Origin of the sequence: Paenibacillus thiaminolyticus (genome assembly GCF_007066085.1) — a bacterium.
GTDB classification, from domain to species: domain Bacteria; phylum Bacillota; class Bacilli; order Paenibacillales; family Paenibacillaceae; genus Paenibacillus_B; species Paenibacillus_B thiaminolyticus.
Genome location: NZ_CP041405.1, coordinates 4,828,400 through 4,848,771, shown reverse-complemented (window position 1 = coordinate 4,848,771; position 20,372 = coordinate 4,828,400). Strand labels below are relative to the sequence as shown.

23 protein-coding genes are annotated in these 20,372 nt (G+C 52.0%); 12 read left to right on the top strand and 11 right to left on the bottom strand.

Annotated elements, in window-relative coordinates:
- Positions 1-12: 12 nt before the first annotated feature.
- Positions 13-459: a hypothetical protein gene (locus FLT43_RS21530; RefSeq protein ID WP_373994912.1), complete on the bottom strand. Its 447-nt coding sequence runs from the start codon at positions 457-459 to the stop codon at positions 13-15.
- A 437-nt stretch (positions 460-896) separates the two neighbouring features.
- On the opposite strand from FLT43_RS21530, the gene FLT43_RS21525 reads away from it, so the two are divergent.
- From FLT43_RS21525 to FLT43_RS21505, 5 genes are all read left to right on the top strand, one after another.
- Positions 897-1,991 (top strand): ABC transporter substrate-binding protein, encoded by a 1,095-nt coding sequence (locus tag FLT43_RS21525; protein WP_115057730.1) that lies wholly within the window; start codon positions 897-899, stop codon positions 1,989-1,991.
- 148 nt (positions 1,992-2,139) lie between these two features.
- Positions 2,140-2,985, top strand: coding sequence for an ABC transporter permease (locus tag FLT43_RS21520; RefSeq protein WP_087443141.1), 846 nt, complete (start codon positions 2,140-2,142; stop codon positions 2,983-2,985).
- Positions 2,982-3,842, top strand: coding sequence for an ABC transporter permease (locus FLT43_RS21515; RefSeq protein WP_087443140.1), 861 nt, complete (start codon positions 2,982-2,984; stop codon positions 3,840-3,842). The genes FLT43_RS21520 and FLT43_RS21515 overlap by 4 nt, the downstream gene beginning before the upstream one ends.
- Positions 3,842-4,858: an ABC transporter ATP-binding protein gene (locus FLT43_RS21510; RefSeq protein ID WP_087443139.1), complete on the top strand. Its 1,017-nt coding sequence runs from the start codon at positions 3,842-3,844 to the stop codon at positions 4,856-4,858. Before FLT43_RS21515 ends, FLT43_RS21510 begins: the two co-directional genes overlap by 1 nt.
- On the top strand, positions 4,842-5,639 hold the full coding sequence (locus FLT43_RS21505; protein ID WP_087443138.1) for a DeoR/GlpR family DNA-binding transcription regulator: 798 nt from the start codon (positions 4,842-4,844) through the stop codon (positions 5,637-5,639). Before FLT43_RS21510 ends, FLT43_RS21505 begins: the two co-directional genes overlap by 17 nt.
- A 170-nt stretch (positions 5,640-5,809) precedes the next feature.
- On the opposite strand, the gene FLT43_RS21500 is transcribed toward FLT43_RS21505, so the two are convergent.
- Positions 5,810-6,559, bottom strand: a complete 750-nt coding sequence (locus tag FLT43_RS21500) for an ADP-ribosyltransferase (RefSeq protein WP_087443137.1) — start codon at positions 6,557-6,559, stop codon at positions 5,810-5,812.
- A gap of 43 nt (positions 6,560-6,602) precedes the next feature.
- The gene (locus FLT43_RS21495; protein WP_087443136.1) at positions 6,603-6,872 is read right to left on the bottom strand and encodes an ATP-binding cassette domain-containing protein; all 270 of its coding nucleotides are present in this window, start codon (positions 6,870-6,872) and stop codon (positions 6,603-6,605) included.
- A 117-nt stretch (positions 6,873-6,989) separates the two neighbouring features.
- Here FLT43_RS21495 and FLT43_RS21490 point away from each other — a divergent pair, with 117 nt between their 5' ends.
- A complete protein-coding gene (locus FLT43_RS21490) occupies positions 6,990-8,090 on the top strand; it encodes a Fic family protein (RefSeq protein WP_244194240.1) in 1,101 nt (366 codons plus the stop codon).
- Between the two features lie 175 nt (positions 8,091-8,265).
- Here FLT43_RS21490 and FLT43_RS21485 read toward each other — a convergent pair whose 3' ends face one another.
- Positions 8,266-8,913, bottom strand: coding sequence for a GntR family transcriptional regulator (locus tag FLT43_RS21485; RefSeq protein ID WP_164776229.1), 648 nt, complete (start codon positions 8,911-8,913; stop codon positions 8,266-8,268).
- A 193-nt stretch (positions 8,914-9,106) separates the two neighbouring features.
- Here FLT43_RS21485 and FLT43_RS21480 point away from each other — a divergent pair, with 193 nt between their 5' ends.
- From FLT43_RS21480 to FLT43_RS21460, 5 genes are read left to right on the top strand one after another with little or no spacing between them, the layout of a single operon-like run.
- Positions 9,107-10,006: a phosphate/phosphite/phosphonate ABC transporter substrate-binding protein gene (locus FLT43_RS21480; protein ID WP_087443134.1), complete on the top strand. Its 900-nt coding sequence runs from the start codon at positions 9,107-9,109 to the stop codon at positions 10,004-10,006.
- A gap of 37 nt (positions 10,007-10,043) precedes the next feature.
- Positions 10,044-10,826: a phosphonate ABC transporter, permease protein PhnE gene (gene phnE / locus FLT43_RS21475; RefSeq protein ID WP_087443133.1), complete on the top strand. Its 783-nt coding sequence runs from the start codon at positions 10,044-10,046 to the stop codon at positions 10,824-10,826.
- 1 nt (position 10,827) lies between these two features.
- Positions 10,828-11,619: a PhnE/PtxC family ABC transporter permease gene (locus tag FLT43_RS21470; RefSeq protein ID WP_087443132.1), complete on the top strand. Its 792-nt coding sequence runs from the start codon at positions 10,828-10,830 to the stop codon at positions 11,617-11,619.
- Positions 11,620-11,641: 22 nt separating this feature from the next.
- Positions 11,642-12,424, top strand: a complete 783-nt coding sequence (gene phnC / locus FLT43_RS21465) for a phosphonate ABC transporter ATP-binding protein (RefSeq protein WP_087443131.1) — start codon at positions 11,642-11,644, stop codon at positions 12,422-12,424.
- Positions 12,425-12,459: 35 nt separating this feature from the next.
- The gene (locus FLT43_RS21460; RefSeq protein WP_087443130.1) at positions 12,460-13,242 is read left to right on the top strand and encodes a tyrosine-protein phosphatase; all 783 of its coding nucleotides are present in this window, start codon (positions 12,460-12,462) and stop codon (positions 13,240-13,242) included.
- Between the two features lie 78 nt (positions 13,243-13,320).
- On the opposite strand, the gene FLT43_RS21455 is transcribed toward FLT43_RS21460, so the two are convergent.
- Together FLT43_RS21455 and FLT43_RS21450 are read right to left on the bottom strand one after the other, a co-directional pair.
- On the bottom strand, positions 13,321-14,055 hold the full coding sequence (locus tag FLT43_RS21455; protein WP_307719680.1) for a YdeI/OmpD-associated family protein: 735 nt from the start codon (positions 14,053-14,055) through the stop codon (positions 13,321-13,323).
- Between the two features lie 124 nt (positions 14,056-14,179).
- Positions 14,180-14,602 carry a hypothetical protein gene (locus tag FLT43_RS21450; RefSeq protein WP_244194239.1) on the bottom strand — a complete coding sequence of 141 codons (423 nt, stop codon included), beginning with the start codon at positions 14,600-14,602 and terminating at the stop codon, positions 14,180-14,182.
- 228 nt (positions 14,603-14,830) lie between these two features.
- Here FLT43_RS21450 and FLT43_RS21445 point away from each other — a divergent pair, with 228 nt between their 5' ends.
- Complete coding sequence (locus FLT43_RS21445) at positions 14,831-15,493, top strand: DUF3885 domain-containing protein (protein WP_087443127.1); 663 nt, start codon at positions 14,831-14,833, stop codon at positions 15,491-15,493.
- Positions 15,494-15,624: 131 nt separating this feature from the next.
- Here the strand turns inward: FLT43_RS21445 and FLT43_RS21440 are convergent, their stop codons facing one another.
- The 5 genes from FLT43_RS21440 to deoC form a co-directional block, all read right to left on the bottom strand.
- On the bottom strand, positions 15,625-16,926 hold the full coding sequence (locus FLT43_RS21440) for a pyrimidine-nucleoside phosphorylase (protein WP_087443126.1): 1,302 nt from the start codon (positions 16,924-16,926) through the stop codon (positions 15,625-15,627).
- Positions 16,927-17,008: 82 nt separating this feature from the next.
- A complete protein-coding gene (deoD, locus tag FLT43_RS21435) occupies positions 17,009-17,716 on the bottom strand; it encodes a purine-nucleoside phosphorylase (RefSeq protein WP_087443125.1) in 708 nt (235 codons plus the stop codon).
- Between the two features lie 85 nt (positions 17,717-17,801).
- A complete protein-coding gene (locus FLT43_RS21430) occupies positions 17,802-18,992 on the bottom strand; it encodes a NupC/NupG family nucleoside CNT transporter (RefSeq protein ID WP_087443124.1) in 1,191 nt (396 codons plus the stop codon).
- A gap of 81 nt (positions 18,993-19,073) precedes the next feature.
- Positions 19,074-19,478, bottom strand: coding sequence for a cytidine deaminase (locus FLT43_RS21425; protein ID WP_279627762.1), 405 nt, complete (start codon positions 19,476-19,478; stop codon positions 19,074-19,076).
- Between the two features lie 53 nt (positions 19,479-19,531).
- Entirely contained in the window at positions 19,532-20,197 is a 666-nt protein-coding gene (deoC, locus tag FLT43_RS21420) for a deoxyribose-phosphate aldolase (protein WP_087443123.1), read from the bottom strand.
- Between the last annotated feature and the right edge of the window lie 175 nt (positions 20,198-20,372).

The following is a 20,372-nucleotide window of genomic DNA, read 5'->3' as shown; positions in this document are numbered from 1 at the left end:
CATCGCTGTCTGTCAAGTTTCCTTATGCAGCAGTCCGCGCAGCGTCTTGACCATCGCCGCTCTGTTTTTGGCCTCCTTCATATAGGCAGGCAGCGTATGCGAAGCCGTCCGCATCATGCCGTTGTCCGGCTTCTCGCGCAGATCCGCCGATATGTAGGCGATCAGATAGTTGAGGTGGTCCCGGTTCAGCGCCCATACCGGCTTGCCGCGGAACATGTCGAGATAATACAGCTCCAAATGGAATACCGGATCGCGCCCCTGCCGGATATCGAAATAATAACCTCTGCGAGTCAGCGTCCTGCGCAGCGGCACCTGATTCATGGCAAAGCAGTGAGGACATCGGATATGTATCATGCGCTGGGCATGCTGCTTCCTGTCCTTCATGTCCTCGTTGAACCATCTCGCGCACGCTTCGCATACTCCGCTGGCCCCACCGGTATGCTTCAGACTCCTTCTCATGGTAGAAGCATGCCGTGCATCTTGCCTCTATCCGCTCATCTCCCTGATAGATGAAGGCGAGCCTACCGCATTGCGGACATTTCACTGCCGCTTGCTCTCCGCGATATAGCACGGCGCCGAAGGCGTATTTGTATCCCGGTTCATCCCGGAAACGTTCCATTGCTGGCCTCCCTCCTTCCGAACGGTTGCCGACCGTATATACAGAAAAAGTATATGACACCCGCCGGCCGCAACACAATAGACCCGCCGTACCAGAAAACAACCGGCTTTTTATCCGATGGAATCCAGCCTTTTCGCGTAATGTTTGCATTAAGCGGCCATTGCTTTACAAAAGCTTATCTTCCGCTTGATGTTGGTTTAACTTTATTTGTTTATGATTAGACGCGTAAACAGGTGAAAAACAAACTGAAAACTAAATGAAAAAAGGAGTCATGACTATGCGTACTCATCGTTTCATGAAATGGACAGCCGCCGCGCTCGCATCCGTATTCATGCTGGCAGGCTGCTCTTCGGGACAAGGCGGTACCGAGGCCGTTGATGCCTCCAAGCTAACGCTGGAGCAAATTGTGGACAAGGCCAAGCAAGAAGGAGAAGTCAATTCGGTCGGCATGCCGGACACCTGGGCCAACTGGGTGCAGACATGGAACGATTTAGGAACGAAATATAACTTGAAGCATACGGATACCGACATGTCGAGTGCCGAAGAGCTTGCGAAGTTCGAAGCGGAAAAAGAAGATGCCACAGCCGACATCGGCGACGTCGGCATTGCATTCGGACCACTGGCGAAGCAAAAGGGATTGACTCTTCCCTACAAGACGTCCTATTGGGGCGATATTCCGGACTGGGCCAAGGATAAGGAGGGCCACTGGATGCTCGGCTATACCGGCACGCTGGCCATCATCACGGACAAGAACAAGGTGAAGAATCCGCCCAAGACATGGGCAGACATCAAGAACGGCGACTTCAAGGTCTCCGTCGGCGACGTGATGAAGGCCAACCAGGCGCAATTCGCGGTGCTCGCAGCTGCGTACGCCTTCGGCGGCGACGAGAAGAATATTCAGCCCGGCATCGATTTCTTCGCAGAGCTGGCGAAGAACAAGCGCCTCGCTTCCAATGACGCCGGATTGGCGAACTTGGAAAAAGGGGAGGTAGAGGTTGGCTTCCTCTGGGATTTCAATGCGCTTGGCTATCGTGACAAAATCGACAAGAACCGCTTCGATGTCGTTATTCCGCAGGAAGCTTCCGTCATCAGCGGATATGCAACGGTTATCAATAAGTACGCCAAGCATCCGCATGCCGCCATGCTGGCCCGCGAATATATTCTGTCCGATGAAGGGCAGTCGAATCTGGCCCGCGGCTACGCCCGCCCTATCCGGACGAACGCGAAGCTGGCCGACGATGCGAAGGCGATGCTGCTGCCGGACGACATGTACCGGAACGCCTTGCCGGTCAAAGATCTGAACGCATGGGAAGACACGACGAAGAAGCTCCCTCAATTATGGCAGGAGCAGGTGCTTATCCATGTCCAATAGGGGCGAGTTCACGCTCCGTCTGCTGCCCGACATCGCGCTTCCGCTAGTGACGATGCGGCTGCTTGCCTTGCTGGAACGGGAACCGGCGTCTCCGTGAGGGGACGCTTTGGAGTTCCCTGGATAGATCATATCCGAAAGGAGTATGCCGATGAAACGGTTCAACAGCATGGTATGCATCACCGTCATCCCGCTGCTCATTTTTGTGGCGCTGTTCCTCATCGTCCCGCTCTTCACGATGATATCGGGCAGCCTCCAAGCAGACGGCGGCGGCGGATTCACGTTCGATCAATACAAAGAAATATTTACGAACCCGTATTATGGGAAAGCCTTCGAGAACAGTATTCTCATCTCCTTGTTGTCAAGCTTGGCTGGCATTGCGGCCGCCGTGTTCGCCGCTTATGCGATCACCCGCTTCCCGAAGCCTATTCAGGAGCGCATGCTGGTCATCACGAACCTGACGTCGAACTTCGCCGGTATTCCGCTCGCGTTCGCCTTCATCGTGCTGCTCGGCAACAGCGGCCTGTTCACCTTGTTGTTCCGCCAATTCGGCATCGATATGGCAGGAGCCTTTAATTTGTATTCATGGTCGGGCCTGACGGTCATCTACGTGTACTTCCAGCTTCCGCTGGCCATTATGCTGCTATATCCTCTGTTCCACGCGATTCAGGACAGCTGGAAGGAAGCTGCGGCGCTGCTCGGGGCTATCCCGTTCCAATTCTGGAGACGCGTCGGTCTGCCGGTGCTGCTTCCGGGCCTCGCCGGGACATTCAGCATCCTATTCGCCAATGCGATGGGCGCGTATGCTTCGGCTTATGCGCTAACCGGCAGCAATTACAATCTCGTCCCGGTGCGCATCGGCGCGCTCGTCTCCGGGGATATCTTCGCCCGCCCGGAACTGGGAAGCGCCCTCGGCGTACTGCTCGGCCTGACGCTGCTTGGCGCGATGCTCGTCAATGAATGGCTGACACGCCAGGTTCGGAGGGATCTGCCATGAAGCGATGGGCCCATTCACTGCCGTTCATCGCCTTCGCCGCGGTGCTTCTCTATTTGTTCGTTCCGGTATGCGCAACCCTGCTCTACTCGATGGCCACCTCATGGAACAAGACGATTTTGCCCGAAGGGTTGACGCTGCACTGGTTCGGCCAATTGTTCCAGGATACACGCTTCGTGCAGGCATTCGGACGTTCTCTGCTGCTTAGCGGGGCCGCCACCTTCACCGCTGTTCTCGTCATTGTACCGGCTACGTTCGCCATTGCGCTCTATGCGCCAAGGCTGGAGCGCTGGATGCAATCGCTCGTCATGCTGACGTATGCCGTTCCTGGAGTCATCATGGCCGTTGGATTGATTCGGGCCTATTCGGGCAAGGGCCTCTCGATGATTATCATTGTGTTCGGGGCCTATGTCATCGGCATGCTCCCCTTCATGTATCAAGGCACACGGAACAGCCTGCGCGCGGTGCAGGCCGGTTCGCTCATGGAAGCGGCCGAGTTGCTTGGCGCTAGCCGCATGACCGCCTTCCTGCGCGTTATCGTGCCGAACATCATGCCCGGCATTCTCGTCTCGGCGCTGCTCTCCTTCTCACTACTGTTCGGGGAGTTCGTACTCATCAATATACTCGTCGGAGGCCGGTTCGAGACAATGCAGCTATACTTGTACGCCCAACTGAACACAAGCGGGCATATCGCAAGCGCCATTTCGGTCACGTACTTCATCCTGATGGGAATGCTTAGCGCATGGATTGTGAAGCTGACCGCGCGCGCATCCAAGCCCATGGCGGAGCCGCGCGATGTCGAGACGACAACTGCAGCCGTTCCAACGGCGAAAGCCATAATGAGCAAGGAGGCTTCGTAATGAGTTTTGTACAAATCCACCAAGTGACTAAGACGTTTGCCAAGCAGAAGGTGCTGGACGGCATCGAATTGCATATGAAAAAAGGAGAATTGGTCACCTTGCTCGGCCCAAGCGGCTGCGGTAAAAGCACCTTGCTCCGCATCTTGTCGGGCTTGACCGCGCTCGACAGCGGGACGATTCATATCGACGGCAAGGAGGTGACCGCAGTGGAGCCCAAGCATCGGGAGATAGGCATGGTATTCCAGTCGTATGCCCTGTTCCCGAACTTGACGGTAGCCGACAATATCGGCTTCGGGTTGGCCATGAAGAAGCTGCCCCGTGACGCCATCCGCCGCGCCGTCGACGAGATGATTGAGCTTACCGGCCTGCAGGGCAAGGAGAAGTCATTCCCGCGCGAGCTGTCCGGCGGACAGCAGCAGCGTGTCGCCCTCGCCCGCTCGCTCGTGACGAAGCCGAAGGTGCTGCTGCTGGATGAGCCGCTCAGCGCTCTTGATGCCCAGATTCGCAAAAACCTCCAGCGCCAGCTGCGCACCATACAGCAGGAATTAAATATGACGACCGTGCTCGTGACGCATGATCAGGAGGAGGCGATGACGGTCAGCGACCATATTTACATCATGAATGCCGGCCGTATCGTCCAGCACGGCACGCCGCAAGAGATCTATACCCGGCCGCGCAGCGAGTTCGTGGCCCGCTTCATCGGCAGCTATAACGTCTGGAGCGCCGATACGCTCCGCTGCCTGGCACCGGAATGCCTCCGGCCGGATAATAGGCTGTATGCCATTCGGCCAGAGACGCTCTGCGCCGATCCGCTTGCCGGCGGCATCGCGCTGACCGGCACCGTCAGCCGCATGACGATGCTTGGCAGCATGATGCGCCTGGAATTGGACGTGCAGGGCCAGCTTATCGTCGCGGATCATATCCACCGGGATTCGGCATGGTTGAACACCGGCGCCACGACGACGGTATATCTGGATCCGAAGGACGTGATTCCGCTTCATGATGCTACTGCCTGAGGAACGAAGACAGTATATTTTGGAGCAAATGCATCGGCATGGCAAAATCCAGGTGACCGCCCTCGCCGCCGCGTTGGCGGTCACGCCGGAGACGATTCGCCGCGACCTGGACGAATTGGAGGCGAAGCATATGCTCAAGCGGGTGTACGGTGGAGCCGTCGCCTACTCTCATGAGAAGCGGGAGCCCCATTTCGACAGCAAGAGAAGCATGGAGCATGCGGCGAAGCAAGCGATCGGAGAAGCGGCAGCCGCGCTCATTCAGGACGGGGACACGATCGCCATCGACGTCGGTACGACCACGGCCGAGCTGGCCCGAGCCATTCGGGGCGTCATCGGCATTACGATCGTGACGAATTCGCTGCCTGCGGCAGAGGTGCTGATGGAGCGGCTCGAATCCGGATTATTTGCCGGCAAGGTCATCCTCCTCGGAGGCGTCACCCACCCGGAACAAAAATCGATCACCGGCGCTTTAACCTGCGAGCTGCTGACGCGGTTCCATTTCGATAAAGCGTTCATCTCCTGCGGCGGGATGACGCGCACAGCCATCACCGACTACGATATGGAAGAATCCATTTGCTCGACGACCATGATCCAGCAGTCAGACGATGTGTACGTGCTTGGCGATCATACGAAGTTGGGAGTGACGCAGCTATATCGCATTTGTGGAATGGAGCAAGTCAACGCCGTCATCTGCAGCGCGCCGATGCCGGAGGAATGGGCGCGTTCAGGCGCTGACCTCGGATGGATAAAGGCGGAAAGAGGAAGCGAACGAAGCGCATGATTCGGGGGACGGATACATCGCTCTCGGATCGTGAAGCAGAAATCGCGCATGGCTCGACAGCGGGCCATGCGCTTTGTATTGCAGCTAGGCACGCCGGGAGGAATCCTAGAAAACGGAGCTATCTAGCGCCAACTGCATAGATAAAACTTTACTTTTTTCAAAAGTTGCCCTTAGGGCAGTACAGTAGCCTCAATTTTTATAGTTTCGCTGCCTTTATTTACTATAATATACATTTTATCTATTCTGATCTTTGTATTTCTCGGCAACAAGAGCTCATATTGCCCCTTATAGAGGCTAATGTTATCCACATAACCGGCATGGGCTCCCTTGGGTACTTTTAATGTGGTTAAAATAGGTCTCATTGCAAACTGCTGATTAGAAACAAGGGATGTACTCAAGTATCCGTACTCTGTTTTTGTTTTTCCCTGGTATTGATCCCTTAACTTTCTAAACAACTCTCTATCCACTTTATTTCCCTGATATAGAGAATTTTGAAACTCTTTACCGAAAATAGAAGTGTCATCGCCTCTGTATACCAGTACCGTTTCACTTACAGTTGATTTCTTTAATGCTTCATCTAATTTCACAATCTTTTTATCGATGTCCGGTTTAAAACCTAATTTGCCTTCATTAGCCCGCAGATAAGTATTAAAGGGCTTGGCATTCCCCGTATACTCTTTAACGAGTTCCTTTTCGCTTGCGTTCAGTTTTTTGTTCCAGGCTTTGTATTCTTTATTCCCCCACTTTTCTGCTGCTTTTCTGTCTTCATTAAAATCTTTGGCTGAACGGGAATCTATCACTTCATAACGATAGTAGTTGCTTGATCCCGCACCGCCAATCGCATACGCTGCATTGCCACCAATTGCTGCTGATGCTAAAGCCAAACTTAAAACAAGACTGCAATAAAACTTTTTCTTCATTTCTCTCTCTCCTTATTAATTATTATTTATGGTTAAAAAACCGCTATCTAAGCAGGTTTCCCCATAACCCAACAAGAGAACTAGCTCTCGCGTGATAGCCTTGATCGTAGAAGGATAGATTGTCATAGGCCGACAACTTTTTTATTTCGTGCCGCTCTTTGACCAAATTGCGCCCGCAAATTACTCCTTCCCCTTCATCAGGGAGCAGCAGTGTCGATAATATAGATATAAGGGTTATTTTTCCTGCTCCATTCGGTCCTAATAACCCGATAACTTCTCCTTCATATATGTCTTGGAAACTTCTTCTAATCACTTTCTACCGTTATCATACACAATCGCAGAAAATAAGCCAAAAAAACGTAAAATTACACTTTTTTTCTTGAATATCACGTATATAAATCTTTGCTTGAATTAGTCTGGAGGTAAAAAAATGGTACAAACAACGGAGTTATTGTATAATTCAATGGAAAATAAAGGCGGAATAATGTCTTTTTTTGATGAAAAGTTCAAAAAATTATCACTCGATCTAGAAACGGTAAGCTTAATAGGAAAAATTAACTATTACAAAGGATGGCTGGAAGTTTATGAAAAAGAATTTCCATGCATTTTGGGAAATCTGCATAAAGCAATGAAAGTTCAACAGGCGCAGGACTTTTTTTCGATGCACAAAGACCTGAAAGTAACCAGCAAACGGTTAAAAGAACTATTAATTTATAACAAAGCGCCAAAAAGTACGATAGAAAATGAAATATCGTGTTGCTATGATACATTAACCTTTATCCATAATAAGTGTAAATACAGTACTATTGACCCAAGTTTTATTCTGGAAACTCACTTTCAACTCTTCAAATATGCTTCATCGGATAGCGGAACATGGAGAAAGAACGAAAAAGTAAATCCCGATAATCTGGAACTAAAATTACCTATTTTTTGTTGTCATCCGCCCGTAGCGTCTGCACAAATACCAGCATACATGGAACAGCTTTGCCGGGAATATAATGAGTTAATAGAGGAGGGAGTGATTGATCCCTTAATATTAAGTGCTCATTTTATTTTCCATTTTATTTGTATCTCCCCCTTTGAATATGGAAATGAAAGAATTGCACGCCTGCTTCTTTATTTTTTGCTCTTGAAAAGTAAACATTCCTTGGTGAAATACATTTCATTAGATAAATTAATAAAAAAATACGAAACCGATTACTTTGAATCGCTTAAAAAATCCTCTGCCAACTGGGATTTTCAAGAGTACAATATAACCTTCATCTTACATTGTCTGTTGAGTATCATTTTAGAAGCCTATACATTGCTGGATGCCGACTATCAAATGAAAAAAAATAAAAGTGATAAAATTAAAGTTTATATTATGAAGCAGGAAGCCCCTTTTACAAAAGAAGATATACGAACCGTATTTGCCGATGTGTCGCAAAGTACGATTAACAAAGTGTTTGAATGTCTCCAGAAAGAAAACGCCATAAAACTCCTCTCCCGGGGACGCAACGCAAAATGGATAAAAAACGCCACCGTCTCGTAATCGGACAGAAAACAACGCTCCGGACAACAAGAAGGAAAAGGTTGGAGGGTCTTTCACCCTCCGGCGGGAAGTCGGAAGGCTCATTCCTCCTCGCCGTTGCCGGAGCTTCTAGAACAAAAAACTGCCCTCCTTCGGCATCAAGGAAAGCAGTCATCAGGTTTTATGAATTTCCATTCTATATTCTGCCCGAACGGAGCATACGCTCCCTGTTATAGCTATGCGCTTCTGTAAAAATCGCCCGGATTCGATCGTAGTCCTCCGCAAGCAGGGCATCATAGACGGATTGATTGACCTTGTTCCCGGAATAGTGCGGTTCATGCGGCGTAATTTTATAATTGATGGTTGAATAAAGCACCAGCTTGCTTGTATGAGCTTCCATAATTTTTAACATTGTATTATTATTCGTAACCGATATAAAGCACTGGGTGAACCGCAATGTATTGTCCACATAGAGGTGATAAGCCCCTTGTCGGGTCGCCTCCAGCTGCAAGTCCAGATATTCCTTCAATTTCTTCAAGTCCGGCCGATCCCCTTGCGACTCGATATGGTTCAGCGCATAGAGCTGGAACGTATACATAATCTCGATCATGTCCAGCGCTTCCTTCATCGACAGTTCCTTAACAAGGATGCCCCGATTTTTCAGTGACACGGCCAAGCCCTCATATTCAAGCTGAGCGACCGCTGCCCGGACCGGCGTCCGGCTCATATTCAACGTCTCCGCAAGCTCATTCTCGGACAACAAGGTGCCGGGCATAAACTCCCCCAACATAATTTGTCCCCGGATATAGTCGTAAGCGGTCTGTATTAACGAAGTAGAAGCCATAAATTCCATAATCCTCTCACTCTGTAATCGTTCGCTATCCGGCCATTCTACCATGTATCTTATGACAAATGGCTGCGTCCACGCAACAAGAGAGCGATTTGCAAAACATTCATATTGCGAAAACATTCCGGCGACATTTGTATCGTAGAATGCAACTTGCATACAACTTGCATGAACTCATAGGAGGGCTCGAATGAAAAAGATCTTTTCAGTCATTGCTGCTACCGTATTCTCCATTTCCTTACTGGCAGGCTGCAGCGCCGGCGGCAGCGCACCGACCAAATTTGTCATCGCCTATTTGCCGCAAGAGCATGATGAGAAAGGGCAGAAGATCAATAAAGATTTTGAGACAAAGCTGTCCGAGAAGCTGGGTATCCCGGTCGAATCCTATAAGGCTACAAGCTATAACGCAGCCATTGAAGCCATGAAGAACGGCAAAGCCGATTACGCGCTGTTCGGTCCGTTCTCTTATATTGTTGCCGCGGAACGGGCCAAAGTCGAGCCGATCGCCGAAATGACCCTGCCGAGCATGGCCGACAAGCCGGCGTCGATTATTATTGTGCCAAAAGACTCCCCGATCCAGAGCGTCGCCGATCTGAAAGGGAAAACATTCGGATTTGTCGATCCGGTGTCCACAACAGGGCATCTGCTGCCAAAAGCGACGATGGTGAAGGAATTGGGCATTACGCCGGAGGAGCTGGAGAACGGATTTTTTAAAGATATTCAGTTCGCGGGCGGTCATGACAAGGCTGTCCTGGGGGTTCTTCGAGGGCAATATGATGCGGCCGGAACGGCTTCCATCATGCCTGCCATGCTGGAAGGCAAGGGAGTTATCGAGAAAGACTCCTATCGTGTGATCGCGGCATCCGAGTCCTTACCGGGCACCGCAATTGGCATCCGCAGCGATCTTCCGCAGGAGATCAAAGACAAGGTGAAGGAATTTTTGCTAAGCTACAACGATCCGGAGTTCTTTCAAAACATCGGCGGATCGCCGGATGCCAAGTTTATTGAGGCCAACGACAAAAACTATGACAAACTGCGCGAAACGGCCAAAATGCTCAATCTGAGCCCGGAGGATTTGCTTGCCAACTAATACGCAAAAATATGAACGCAAAAGGAGAAGTGCCCGCATGCGCGCTGAAATAGGGATAAGGCAAAGGAAGATCAAGCGGCGTCTCTCGCTTCTCCTCCTTGCTGCCGCCCTGGTCTTTTCCATATGGTATATCAAGTTTGATATATTGACGTTTGTCACCGGCATTCCGATTTTTCTTCGCTTTCTGTTCGTGGACTTCATGCCGCCGAATGTGTCGGATATCTCCCGATATTTGAAACCGGTACTGGATACGCTTGCTTTCGGGATCGTGGCAACCTTCATTTCATCCTTTCTCGGGTTGGCCGCGGCTTTTCTTATGGCGCACAATACGTCGCCTCATCCCGCTGTACGAATGGCGCTGCGCGGCGTGGTCTCCTTTCTGCGCAACGTTCCGTTTCTGGTGTGGGCGTCCATACTCGTCGTTCTGTTCGGAGTCGGCACGATGCCAGGCGTATTCTCACTCATTCTGTTCGGGTTCGGATTTCTTGCCCGCGTGTACGCGGAGGCGATTGAAGAGATCGACCGCCATGCCGTGGAAGCCGTTGACGCATGCGGCGCGACCTATTTCCAAAGGCTGAGGCAAGCGGTCATTCCCCAGTTCATGCCTGGCTATATTTCCTGGACATTGTTCATGTTCGAGATTACGATACGTGCATCTGCCGTGCTCGGACTTGTGGGCGCAGGCGGAATCGGGAGCCAGATCAAGCTGACCATGGATTTGTTCCAATACAGCAAAACGGCTACCGTCATCACGATATTAATTTTGATGATTTTGGCGGTTGAATTTCTGACGAAGCGGATAAGGGAGCGTTTAATTTAACATGAAAATTCCAATCGCCCATAAACCTACGCAACGCAAACAACAGTTGTTCTTCCTGGGCATGCTCGTATTCTTTATCCCATGCCTGCTTTATTTGAAGCTTAGCTGGCCGCAATTGATGGACGGAGTCAGCCGAGTACCGGATATTGCCCGTCAGTTCCTGCAGTTTTCCTTCGCCGAGCTGCCGGCACTGCTTGCCGAATTGCTGACCTCGGTGGTCGTCGCTTTTCTTTGCGTCAGCATTAGCGTCGTCTTTGCTTTATTTCTTGCCTTTTTTATGGCGGACAACACCGCTCCGAATCAGCTATTTGCGCAACTATTGCGTGCTTGCGTCGTCGTCATCCGTACGATTCCTACGACGATTTGGGTGCTGCTAGCCGTCGCCAGCATGGGATTCGGACCGATGGCCGGCGTGCTCGGGCTGCTTTTCCCTACCGTGTCCTTCCTGATCAAAGTGTTCGCCGACAAAATAGACGAAGCTGGCAAAGATACGGTGGAGGCGATTCGGGCAACGGGCGGCACTTGGTGGCATGTCGTGTTCAATGGAGTTCTTCCCAATCTGCTTACTGCTTTCTTGGCTTTGATCGCCTTTAAGTTTGAGATGACCGTCGCGGAGACCGTCATTTTGGGAATGGTCGGCGCAGGAGGAATTGGCGTGCTGCTCCAGGAGTACATCAGCTACTATGAATTTGCACCGCTTATGCTGGGCGTTCTGGTCGTATTCACGACACTGTTCCTGTTGGAGATGCTTACCAATCAAATACGTATCCGCCTTGTCGGGCGTGGACGATGAACGTGAAGGAGGCCGCACGCATATGACGACACTCTTAACGATACAAAATTTAAAAAAACGGTATAACGGCGGAACCATTGCGCTCGATGGCATCAATCTGGAAGTCAAGACTGCCGAATTCATCGCCGTCATTGGCCCGAGCGGAGCCGGGAAATCGACCCTGCTGCGCTGTATTAACCGGCTCATCGAACCATCGGAAGGAAGCATTTCCTTTCAAGGGCAGCGCATTGATCAGATGAAGGCCAAGGAACTGCGGCAGGCGCGTTCCCGCATCGGGATGATATTTCAGCATTATAATCTGGTGAACCGGCTCAGCGTGCTGGAGAATGTCCTGCATGGAAGACTTGGCTATATGAGCTCCCTGGCCGGGGTATTCAACCGGTATAGCGAAGCGGATAAGCAGGACGCGATTGCTCTGCTGCAGAAGGTCGGCCTGGACAAGGAAGTGTACAAGCGTGCAGATGAACTGTCTGGCGGTCAAAAGCAGCGTGTTGGCGTCTGCCGCGCGCTTGCTCAGAAGCCGAAGCTGATCCTGGCGGATGAACCGATTGCTTCCCTGGACCCGCGCTCGTCGGCTGTCGTCATGGACGCGATTCACCGCAACTGTACCGAGCAAGGCATCGCCTGCCTCGTTAATCTCCATCAGGTGGAGACGGCCAAGCAGTATGCCAGCCGAATTGTCGGCATTAAGGGCGGCAAGATTGTATTTGACGGCCCTCCGCAAGCATTGACCGATTATCATACTTCGTTGATTTACGAAGGCAAAGAGCATGAAATGTTCCATCAAACCCAAGAAGCCATGTAGCTTAAAAACACATAGAAAAAGAGGTGTCGTTCCCTATGACAATGCAACTTACCGAACATCTTCAGACTCGCGTACTTCCTTTTGAAGGGGTGTTCAATTTCCGCGATATGGGCGGCTATGAGGCCGCAGACGGGCGCAAGGTGAAATACGGTATCTTGTTCCGCTCCGCCGAGCTGGCAGGAATGACGGAACGGGATCTGAACTTGCTGCATTCGTTAGGAATTCGAACGATTTTTGACTATCGTGACGATAGAGAAGCCGAGCAGAAGCCGGACCCTGTAATTCCGGGAGTCAATAACATTCGCGTCCCTGCCATGCGGCAAGAAGTTCCTGCTGACATGCGGGAGCTCGTTCGAGGAAATTTCTTCAAAAAGTTGACCGTTGAGTCGTTCGCGGCGATGTACGTGCAGATGGCCATCAACAATCCGTCCTTCCAGCGGCTCATGAGCCTTATCATGAATCCGGACAATCTGGGGATTCTCCATCATTGCGCGGCGGGCCGGGACCGGACCGGGATCGGGGCTGCGTTCATCCTGCTGGCTCTTGGCGTTCCCAGAGACACGATTATCGAGGACTATCTGCTCTCGAATCAGACGCTCCTTCCAATGAATGAACAAATCAAAGAACAGCTTGCTCAGGTCCTGCCTCCGGAGGAAGCTGCCGATGCTATCGCCAAGCTTACGCTGCGCAGGGAGTTCATGGAGGCCGTGTTCTCGTCGATTGACGAGAATTACGGAGGCGCCGAATCGTTTCTGGAGCGCGAATTCGGCTTAACCGTGGAAAAACGTGCTGAACTGCAAGGATATTGTTTGGAATAGCGGGGATTGAACTCCTAGGCAAACGGCTTGACATCGCTTTGGTTCATCGGAGGCGGCGGGTTGGCCGCCTTCGCATTCTTATTTCTTGTTTCTTCTATATAGATCCATGGATTTGCAGCCTTCGGCCAGCACGGTTTTCATTTCCGCCAGTCTCTTGTCCTGCGTTTCCTTTTTCTTCGCGCTGTATACATACCGCGCCCAGTCTTTCTGGTAGCCGGGGGTCAGTTGATTATAGCGTTTCCCGATTTCCTCGTCATGCTGCAAATAGGCCTTGATATCTTCCACACGTCCGATATAATCATCCACGCATTGGCTCGATTTCGCTGTGGCTGAGCTTGCCGCCTTCTTCGCCTGGGATTTCAGCCCGATGACGGTAAATACGTCGTTCAGGCTCACCATGCGGGCGAACTTAATCGCGCTGCCCTGCACATATCCATCCTCATCCATAGGGACTTGGGCGAAGAAGCTGTCCCGCTCAATATATTCCGCGTACTTCGGATTATTTTTCTTCGGATAGGCGAAGAACAGATATCCGCCCTCTTCGAGCAGGTGCCGTTCAATCACCTCATTCAACTGGCTAACGAACTCCTCCAAGTTGAAGATGAACGTAAAAATGAGGCTGTATTTTGCTTTGACCGCCGACGTGTCGTACTCCAGTTCATCGAAATCGGAGATATCATCCGGCTTGCCCAATATCAGCTTCGTCGAATATTGGCGGAGATTCAATTTGTCAATAATGGTCTTCTCGGTGTTGTTCATCCTGCTGTATCCCCCATTCGCATGCGGCAGTATGTCTGTCGAATATTGTAGCATTGTTGACTCCCCTATATCATATTTTCATCAAAAAAACCTGCAGCGGGAGCAGTTCCCATATCTGCAGGTTCGTCACACACATTCATATGGAGAATTACGCGGTCAAATCACCCAAGCATCTATTTCAATAGTAAACAGCCCTATTTCGCTGACATGAGCAGCTTTTTCCGTGTCGAAGGCCGGTATAATATCCAAACCGAGGGGCTGCGCCAATATTTTGATTCGTCAATTCCTTTGCCTTTTGCAGATGCGATTCAGCGTGCTCCTGCCAGCGGATGATGATTTCGATTACGGGCTTGTAGGCCGCTGGAGCGGCATCTCTCATGACCAATAAACCGGAATGTACGCCGCGATCCAGCCGCTCGGCATTCTGTATGCAGGCGACCAGTGTGGCAATAATGGTCGGGGCACTCTCTCCGTTCACCAATCGTTGGGCTGAACCGGCCGCCGTCACCCGATGATAAGACGCAGGGACAAGACTGGCATGCATTTCTGAATTCCCTTGTAAATTTTGCGTTTCAGGTATATGAAACAACTCCGTGCTCATGGAACAGACCATCTGTTGGCCATATAGACTGTTGTATAATTCAGTTAATACAGGCTGCCACATCTCATTTTGTCTCAATCACAACACCTTCCCGGCAATTAATAGGCGGATATCCTGTTATATCGTATGCCGGTTCTCCTTACTTGCTACTGCTTCGCGGATTTCTCCGTTATCTTTTATAATTAATGGAGGAAAGGCTGATCAAATACCCGTCTAGGGAGGACAAACGTGAGCGATTTGTTAAATCAATTTATGGAAGAGCATTTCGGGAGCATGACGTTAGTACCGTACCGCTGGAACTGCGGCATTCGCTTCGAAATCGCGATCCCGTGGGCAGATCATGAAGAGCCCTGCAATCTACGCCAGATCCGAGACAGAAGCATTGGAATTTTTGAGTTTGTATTTGATGATTCCGACGATATTTTCTTCGTCACCGACATTCATTGCGATGCGAGCGACACCCGGCTGCAGCGCCGGCCGGCCAGAGTCTATCCCAAATATGTAAAGAACAAAAAGCGGATACGAACGCTGCGGCATCAAGTGCTGCCCAACCTTTTTGGAGAGGATGGCGAGGGGCAAGAGGAGAATAATGAGGTCACCCACCGCTTTGTGCTGCTCTGCCGCAAAAGCGACCTGCGCTACATCCCGCTTCTGACGGCAATCAGCCACGAGGATTTCCGGCATCCTATGCAAATCTTAAAACGCTTCCCCCGCAGCGGCATCGACATTTATTTCATCAACAAGACGAAAAAAATGATTTACCATCTCTATGATGATCGGGGGTGCGACGTCATCTGCGCTGACGTAGATCCGCTGCGGCCGCTCTATGAAGAGTTCAACGATTGGATATTGGACTATGACCGGGAAAAAATAGAGGCGTTATTCCAGTAGAGGGGCTTCATTGCCCCTCTTGCGATATATTTGAACGTCGCGATGGTCTGTCCCGCTGCTATGGTTCGCATATATCATTATGGACAACAGCCCCCGTCTTATAGCAAGACGGGGGCTGCACAATGGCTGGCTTATTCCATTACAATATCATGTACGAGCACCGGTGCTTCCGCATGGTCGCCGATGCGGATGTTCGCGTAAATCTTCTCGATGACATCGTCGACGTTCTCGCGATTCGCATAAATCGTTACGAGGGACTCTCCTGCCTGAACCCGGTCCCCGATCTTCTTGTTCAGCATCAGGCCGACCGCCAGATCAATCTCGGAATCCTTCGTCGCGCGTCCCGCGCCGAGCAGCATGGCTGCCGTTCCAATCTCGTCCGCGACGATCTCGGCGACGACGCCGTCCTGGCGTGCCGGGACTTCGATCAGGCAGGACGCTTGCGGAAGCAGACTCGGATCGTCGGCCACAGCTGGATTGCCGCCCTGATTCGCGATGAATTCCTTGAACTTCTCCAAGGCCTTGCCGTTGCGGATAACTTCCTTCAATTGCTGCTCCGCTTCTTCCAAGGTTGCGGCCTTGCCCGCAAGATAGACCATCTGCCGGCCCAGCGCCAGGCACAGCTCTTCCAGATCGGCCGGCCCGTGCCCGCGCAGCGTATCGATCGCTTCCTGGACCTCTAGGGAGTTGCCGATCGCGCGCCCAAGCGGCTGGCTCATGTCCGAGATGACGGCCATCGTCTTGCGGCCGATGTTGTTACCGATGCTGACCATCGCGTGCGCCAGCTCTTTGGCATCCTCTGCCGTCTTCATGAAGGCGCCGGCACCTGTCTTCACGTCAAGCACGATCGCATCGGATCCTGCCGCGATCTTCTTGCTCATGATCGAGCTCGCGATAAGCGGAATCGAATTCACCGTGCCGGTCACATCGCGCAGCGCATACAGCTTCTTGTCCGCCGGCGTCAGGTTGCCCGTCTGTCCGATGACGGCAATCTTATGCGTATTGACGAGATTCACGAACTCGTCCTTGCTAATCTCGACATGGAACCCTTCGATCGATTCCAGCTTGTCGATCGTGCCGCCCGTATGGCCGAGCCCGCGCCCTGACATCTTCGCCACCGGAATATCCAATGCCGCGACGAGCGGCGCCAGCACGAGCGTCGTCGTATCCCCGACGCCCCCGGTCGAATGCTTATCCACCTTGATGCCTTCAATGGCCGACAGATCGATCGTGTCCCCGGAGTTCACCATCGCCATCGTCAGATCGGCCCGTTCCCGCTCCGACATATCCTGAAAATAAATGGCCATGGCCCAGGCGCTCACCTGATAATCGGGAATGTCCCCCTTCGTGTATCCTTCGATGACGAAGTTGATCTCCTCCGTCGTCAGCTCCTTGCCATCCCGCTTCTTCGCAATCAAATCCACCATTCTCATCGTTGATGCTCCTCCCTGTCTCCCGTTGATTGATGCGCTGCCCCGTCTGAGGCGGACTGCTTGCCTAACCGCTCTCGAACCGCTAGATCGAGATCGCCGTATCCAGCGCAACCTCCATCATGTCATGGAAGGTCGTCTGGCGCTCGGCGGCCGACGTCTCCTCCCCGGTCAGCAAATGATCGCTTACCGTCAAGATCGTCAACGCCTTGACGCCGTACTTCGCCGCGAGCGTGTACAGCGCCGTCGTTTCCATTTCGACTCCAAGCACGCCGTAATCCATCAGCTTCTTCACGACGGATTTGTCGCCGCGATAGAACATATCCGAGCTGAATACGTTGCCGACATGCAGCTTCAATCCCTTGGCCATTCCCCGTTCATGGGCCAATTGCAGCAAGGGGAAGCTGGCAATCGGCGAGTAATCGTACCCGCTGAATTCATGGCGGTTCATGCTGGAATCGGTGCAGGATGCCTGGGCCAGAACAACGTCGCGCACATGCACATGCACCTGCATCGCGCCGCAGGTGCCGACCCGGATCAAATTTTTGACGCCGTAATCCGAAATCAGTTCATTGACATATATGCTCGTCGTCGGGATGCCCATGCCCGTGCCTTGAACCGATATCCGCTTCCCGCGATAGGTGCCGGTGAAGCCCAGCATGCCCCTCACCTCGTTATAGCACACGATATCCTCCATATATGTCTCCGCAATATGCTTCGCTCGCAGCGGATCGCCCGGAAGCAGTATCGACTCTGCAATCTCGCCTTGCTTCGCTCCAATGTGAACGCTCAACCCGTTCATCCTCCTCCGTCAGCCAGCGAGCCGCGTTCCGCAAGGGAACCTCGGCATCGCGACTATATATGTTGGTTGCGATTCCTTACAGGAACAGACCGGCAACCGTGGCCGACAGCACACTGACCATCGTGGCGCCGTACAGCAAGCGCAGGCCGAAGCGGGCGACCGTGTTGCCCTGCTTCTCATGCAGCCCCTTCACGGCCCCGGAAATAATGCCGATAGACGAAAAATTCGCGAACGAGACCAGGAAAACGGATACGATGCCAATCGTCCGTGAAGACATTACGCTATCCTTCGTCATGGCGGACAGATCGAGCATCGCCACGAATTCATTGGCGACCATTTTCGTCGCCATGATGCTGCCTGCATCGACCGTCTCCTTCCAAGGCACGCCCATAAGGAACGCGATCGGCGCAAAAATATAACCCAAAATTTGCTGGAACGTAATGCCGAAGAGGGTTCCGAACAGGCCGTTAATCAACGCAATCAAGGCGACGAAGCCGATCAGCATCGCAGCGACGGTAATCGCCACCTTGAACCCGTCCATAATGTATTCGCCCAGCATTTCAAAAAAGGATTGCTTGTGCTCTTCCTGAACCTCAAGAATGTCCTCTTCCTTCGACACCGTATACGGATTCAGAATCGATGCGATAATGAAGCCGCCGAACAGGTTCAGCACGAGCGCCGTGACGACATATTTCGGCTCGATCATCGTCATGTACGCCCCGACAATGGACATGGAGACCGTCGACATGGCGGAAGCACAGAGCGTATACAGACGGCGCTCCGGCAGCATGCCGATCTGCTTCTTGACTGAAATAAACACTTCTGATTGCCCCAGTATGGCGGAAGCAACCGCATTATAAGATTCCAGCTTGCCCATTCCGTTCACCTTGCTGAGTGCAAGGCCGATATATTTAATAATGAACGGCAAAATCTTGGTATATTGCAAAATGCCTATCAGCGCGGATATGAATACAATCGGCAGCAGAACCATCAGGAAAAATTGCGTGCCCTGTCCTTCGTTCACGATGCCGCCGAACACAAAATTAACGCCTTCCGCCGCATAGGCCAACAGCGCTTCGAACACGGAGGCAAATCCCCGAATCAGCGTCTCGCCCACCGTCGTGTTCAATAATACAAACGCAAGGATGATCTGAAGCACAATCATTTGCGCCAGCGGCCGATAGCGGATGCGGCTACGATCCTTGCTCGCCATGTAGGTCAGTCCGAAAACGGCCAGCAATCCGATAATAGCAATCACATATTTCATCTCAAGTTCCTCCCAAGCTCAAGCATGCAAAACAGATCCGGATTCCTGTTACCGCTTACAAAGGGTCCAGGACAAGAAAGCCTATTGGCTGTCCTGTTCCATGTCTTCGGCGGAAAAAGCGCCCGGCAGCAAACGGGAAATCGTCCATTCCTCGGTATTCCCATGCAGATTCGACAAAAAGATTCTCGTGTCGCTATCGCAAAATTCAGCCAGCACCTGACGGCACGCGCCGCATGGCGCAACCGCACCCTCGGTATCCGCAACGACGGCAATGGCTTCGATCTTCGTCTGGCCCTCGGACACCGCCTTGAATACAGCAGTGCGCTCCGCGCAGTTCGTTAAGCCATACGACGCATTTTCCACGTTGCACCCGCGAAATATTTTTCCCCCGGCGAGCACGGCGGCCCCGACCTGGAACCGGGAATACGGCGCATAAGCCTGCTTGCGCGCTTCAAGTGCCTCTTGAATCAATTGCTCCTTCATGATCTGCTCCTCCTTCATCGGCGCTTCTCCGCCAACATGCTTTCTTCCACAGCAATCTAGTATGAAGATGACGACTCCATGCCATTCATAATGCTTACGCCGGAGCTCGCTCCGATTCGAGTTGCCCCCGCTTCTATCATAGTGTTGACATCTTCGAGGCTTCGTACTCCGCCGGATGCTTTCACGCCTGCGCGCTCTCCAACCGTTCTGCGCATAAGCGCCACGTCTTCCCGCGTAGCTCCGCCCGTAGAGAAGCCGGTCGATGTCTTCACGAAGTCGGCGCCGGCCTTCACCGCCAGCTCGCATGCGCGAACCTTCTCATCCTCCGTAAGCAGGCATGTCTCAATAATGACCTTGACAAGCGCTTTCCCGGCAGCGGCTGTCACGACGGCCGCGATGTCCCGCTCGACCTCGTCATCGTTCCCTGCCTTCAATTGTCCGACATTGATAACCATATCGATCTCATCGGCTCCGTTCGCAATCGCGTCCGCCGTCTCGTAAGCTTTGACGGCCGTGGTCGAAGCGCCAAGCGGGAAGCCGATGACCGTGCACACCTTGACCGGGGTGCCGGCAAGCTGCTCTGCACAGTACGCCACCCAGGCAGGATTGACGCATACCGAGGCAAATTGGTATCGTATCGCTTCTTCTGTCAGCTTCGTAATCTCGTCTTTCACTGCGTCTGCCCGCAGCAGCGTGTGGTCAATCATTTGCGCAATGCTCATGCGGTACACCCCTTGAAAATTTAGTCATCATACTTTTAGGCATTATAGTTATAGATTAACCATATTGATTTCACAGGTATCATAACACGCCTCTTGAACCAATGTAAACACTTCACAGAAATTATGTTCATGCCAACTTCGTGAACTTGCCATGCCGACAAACAGTAGTTTGTTA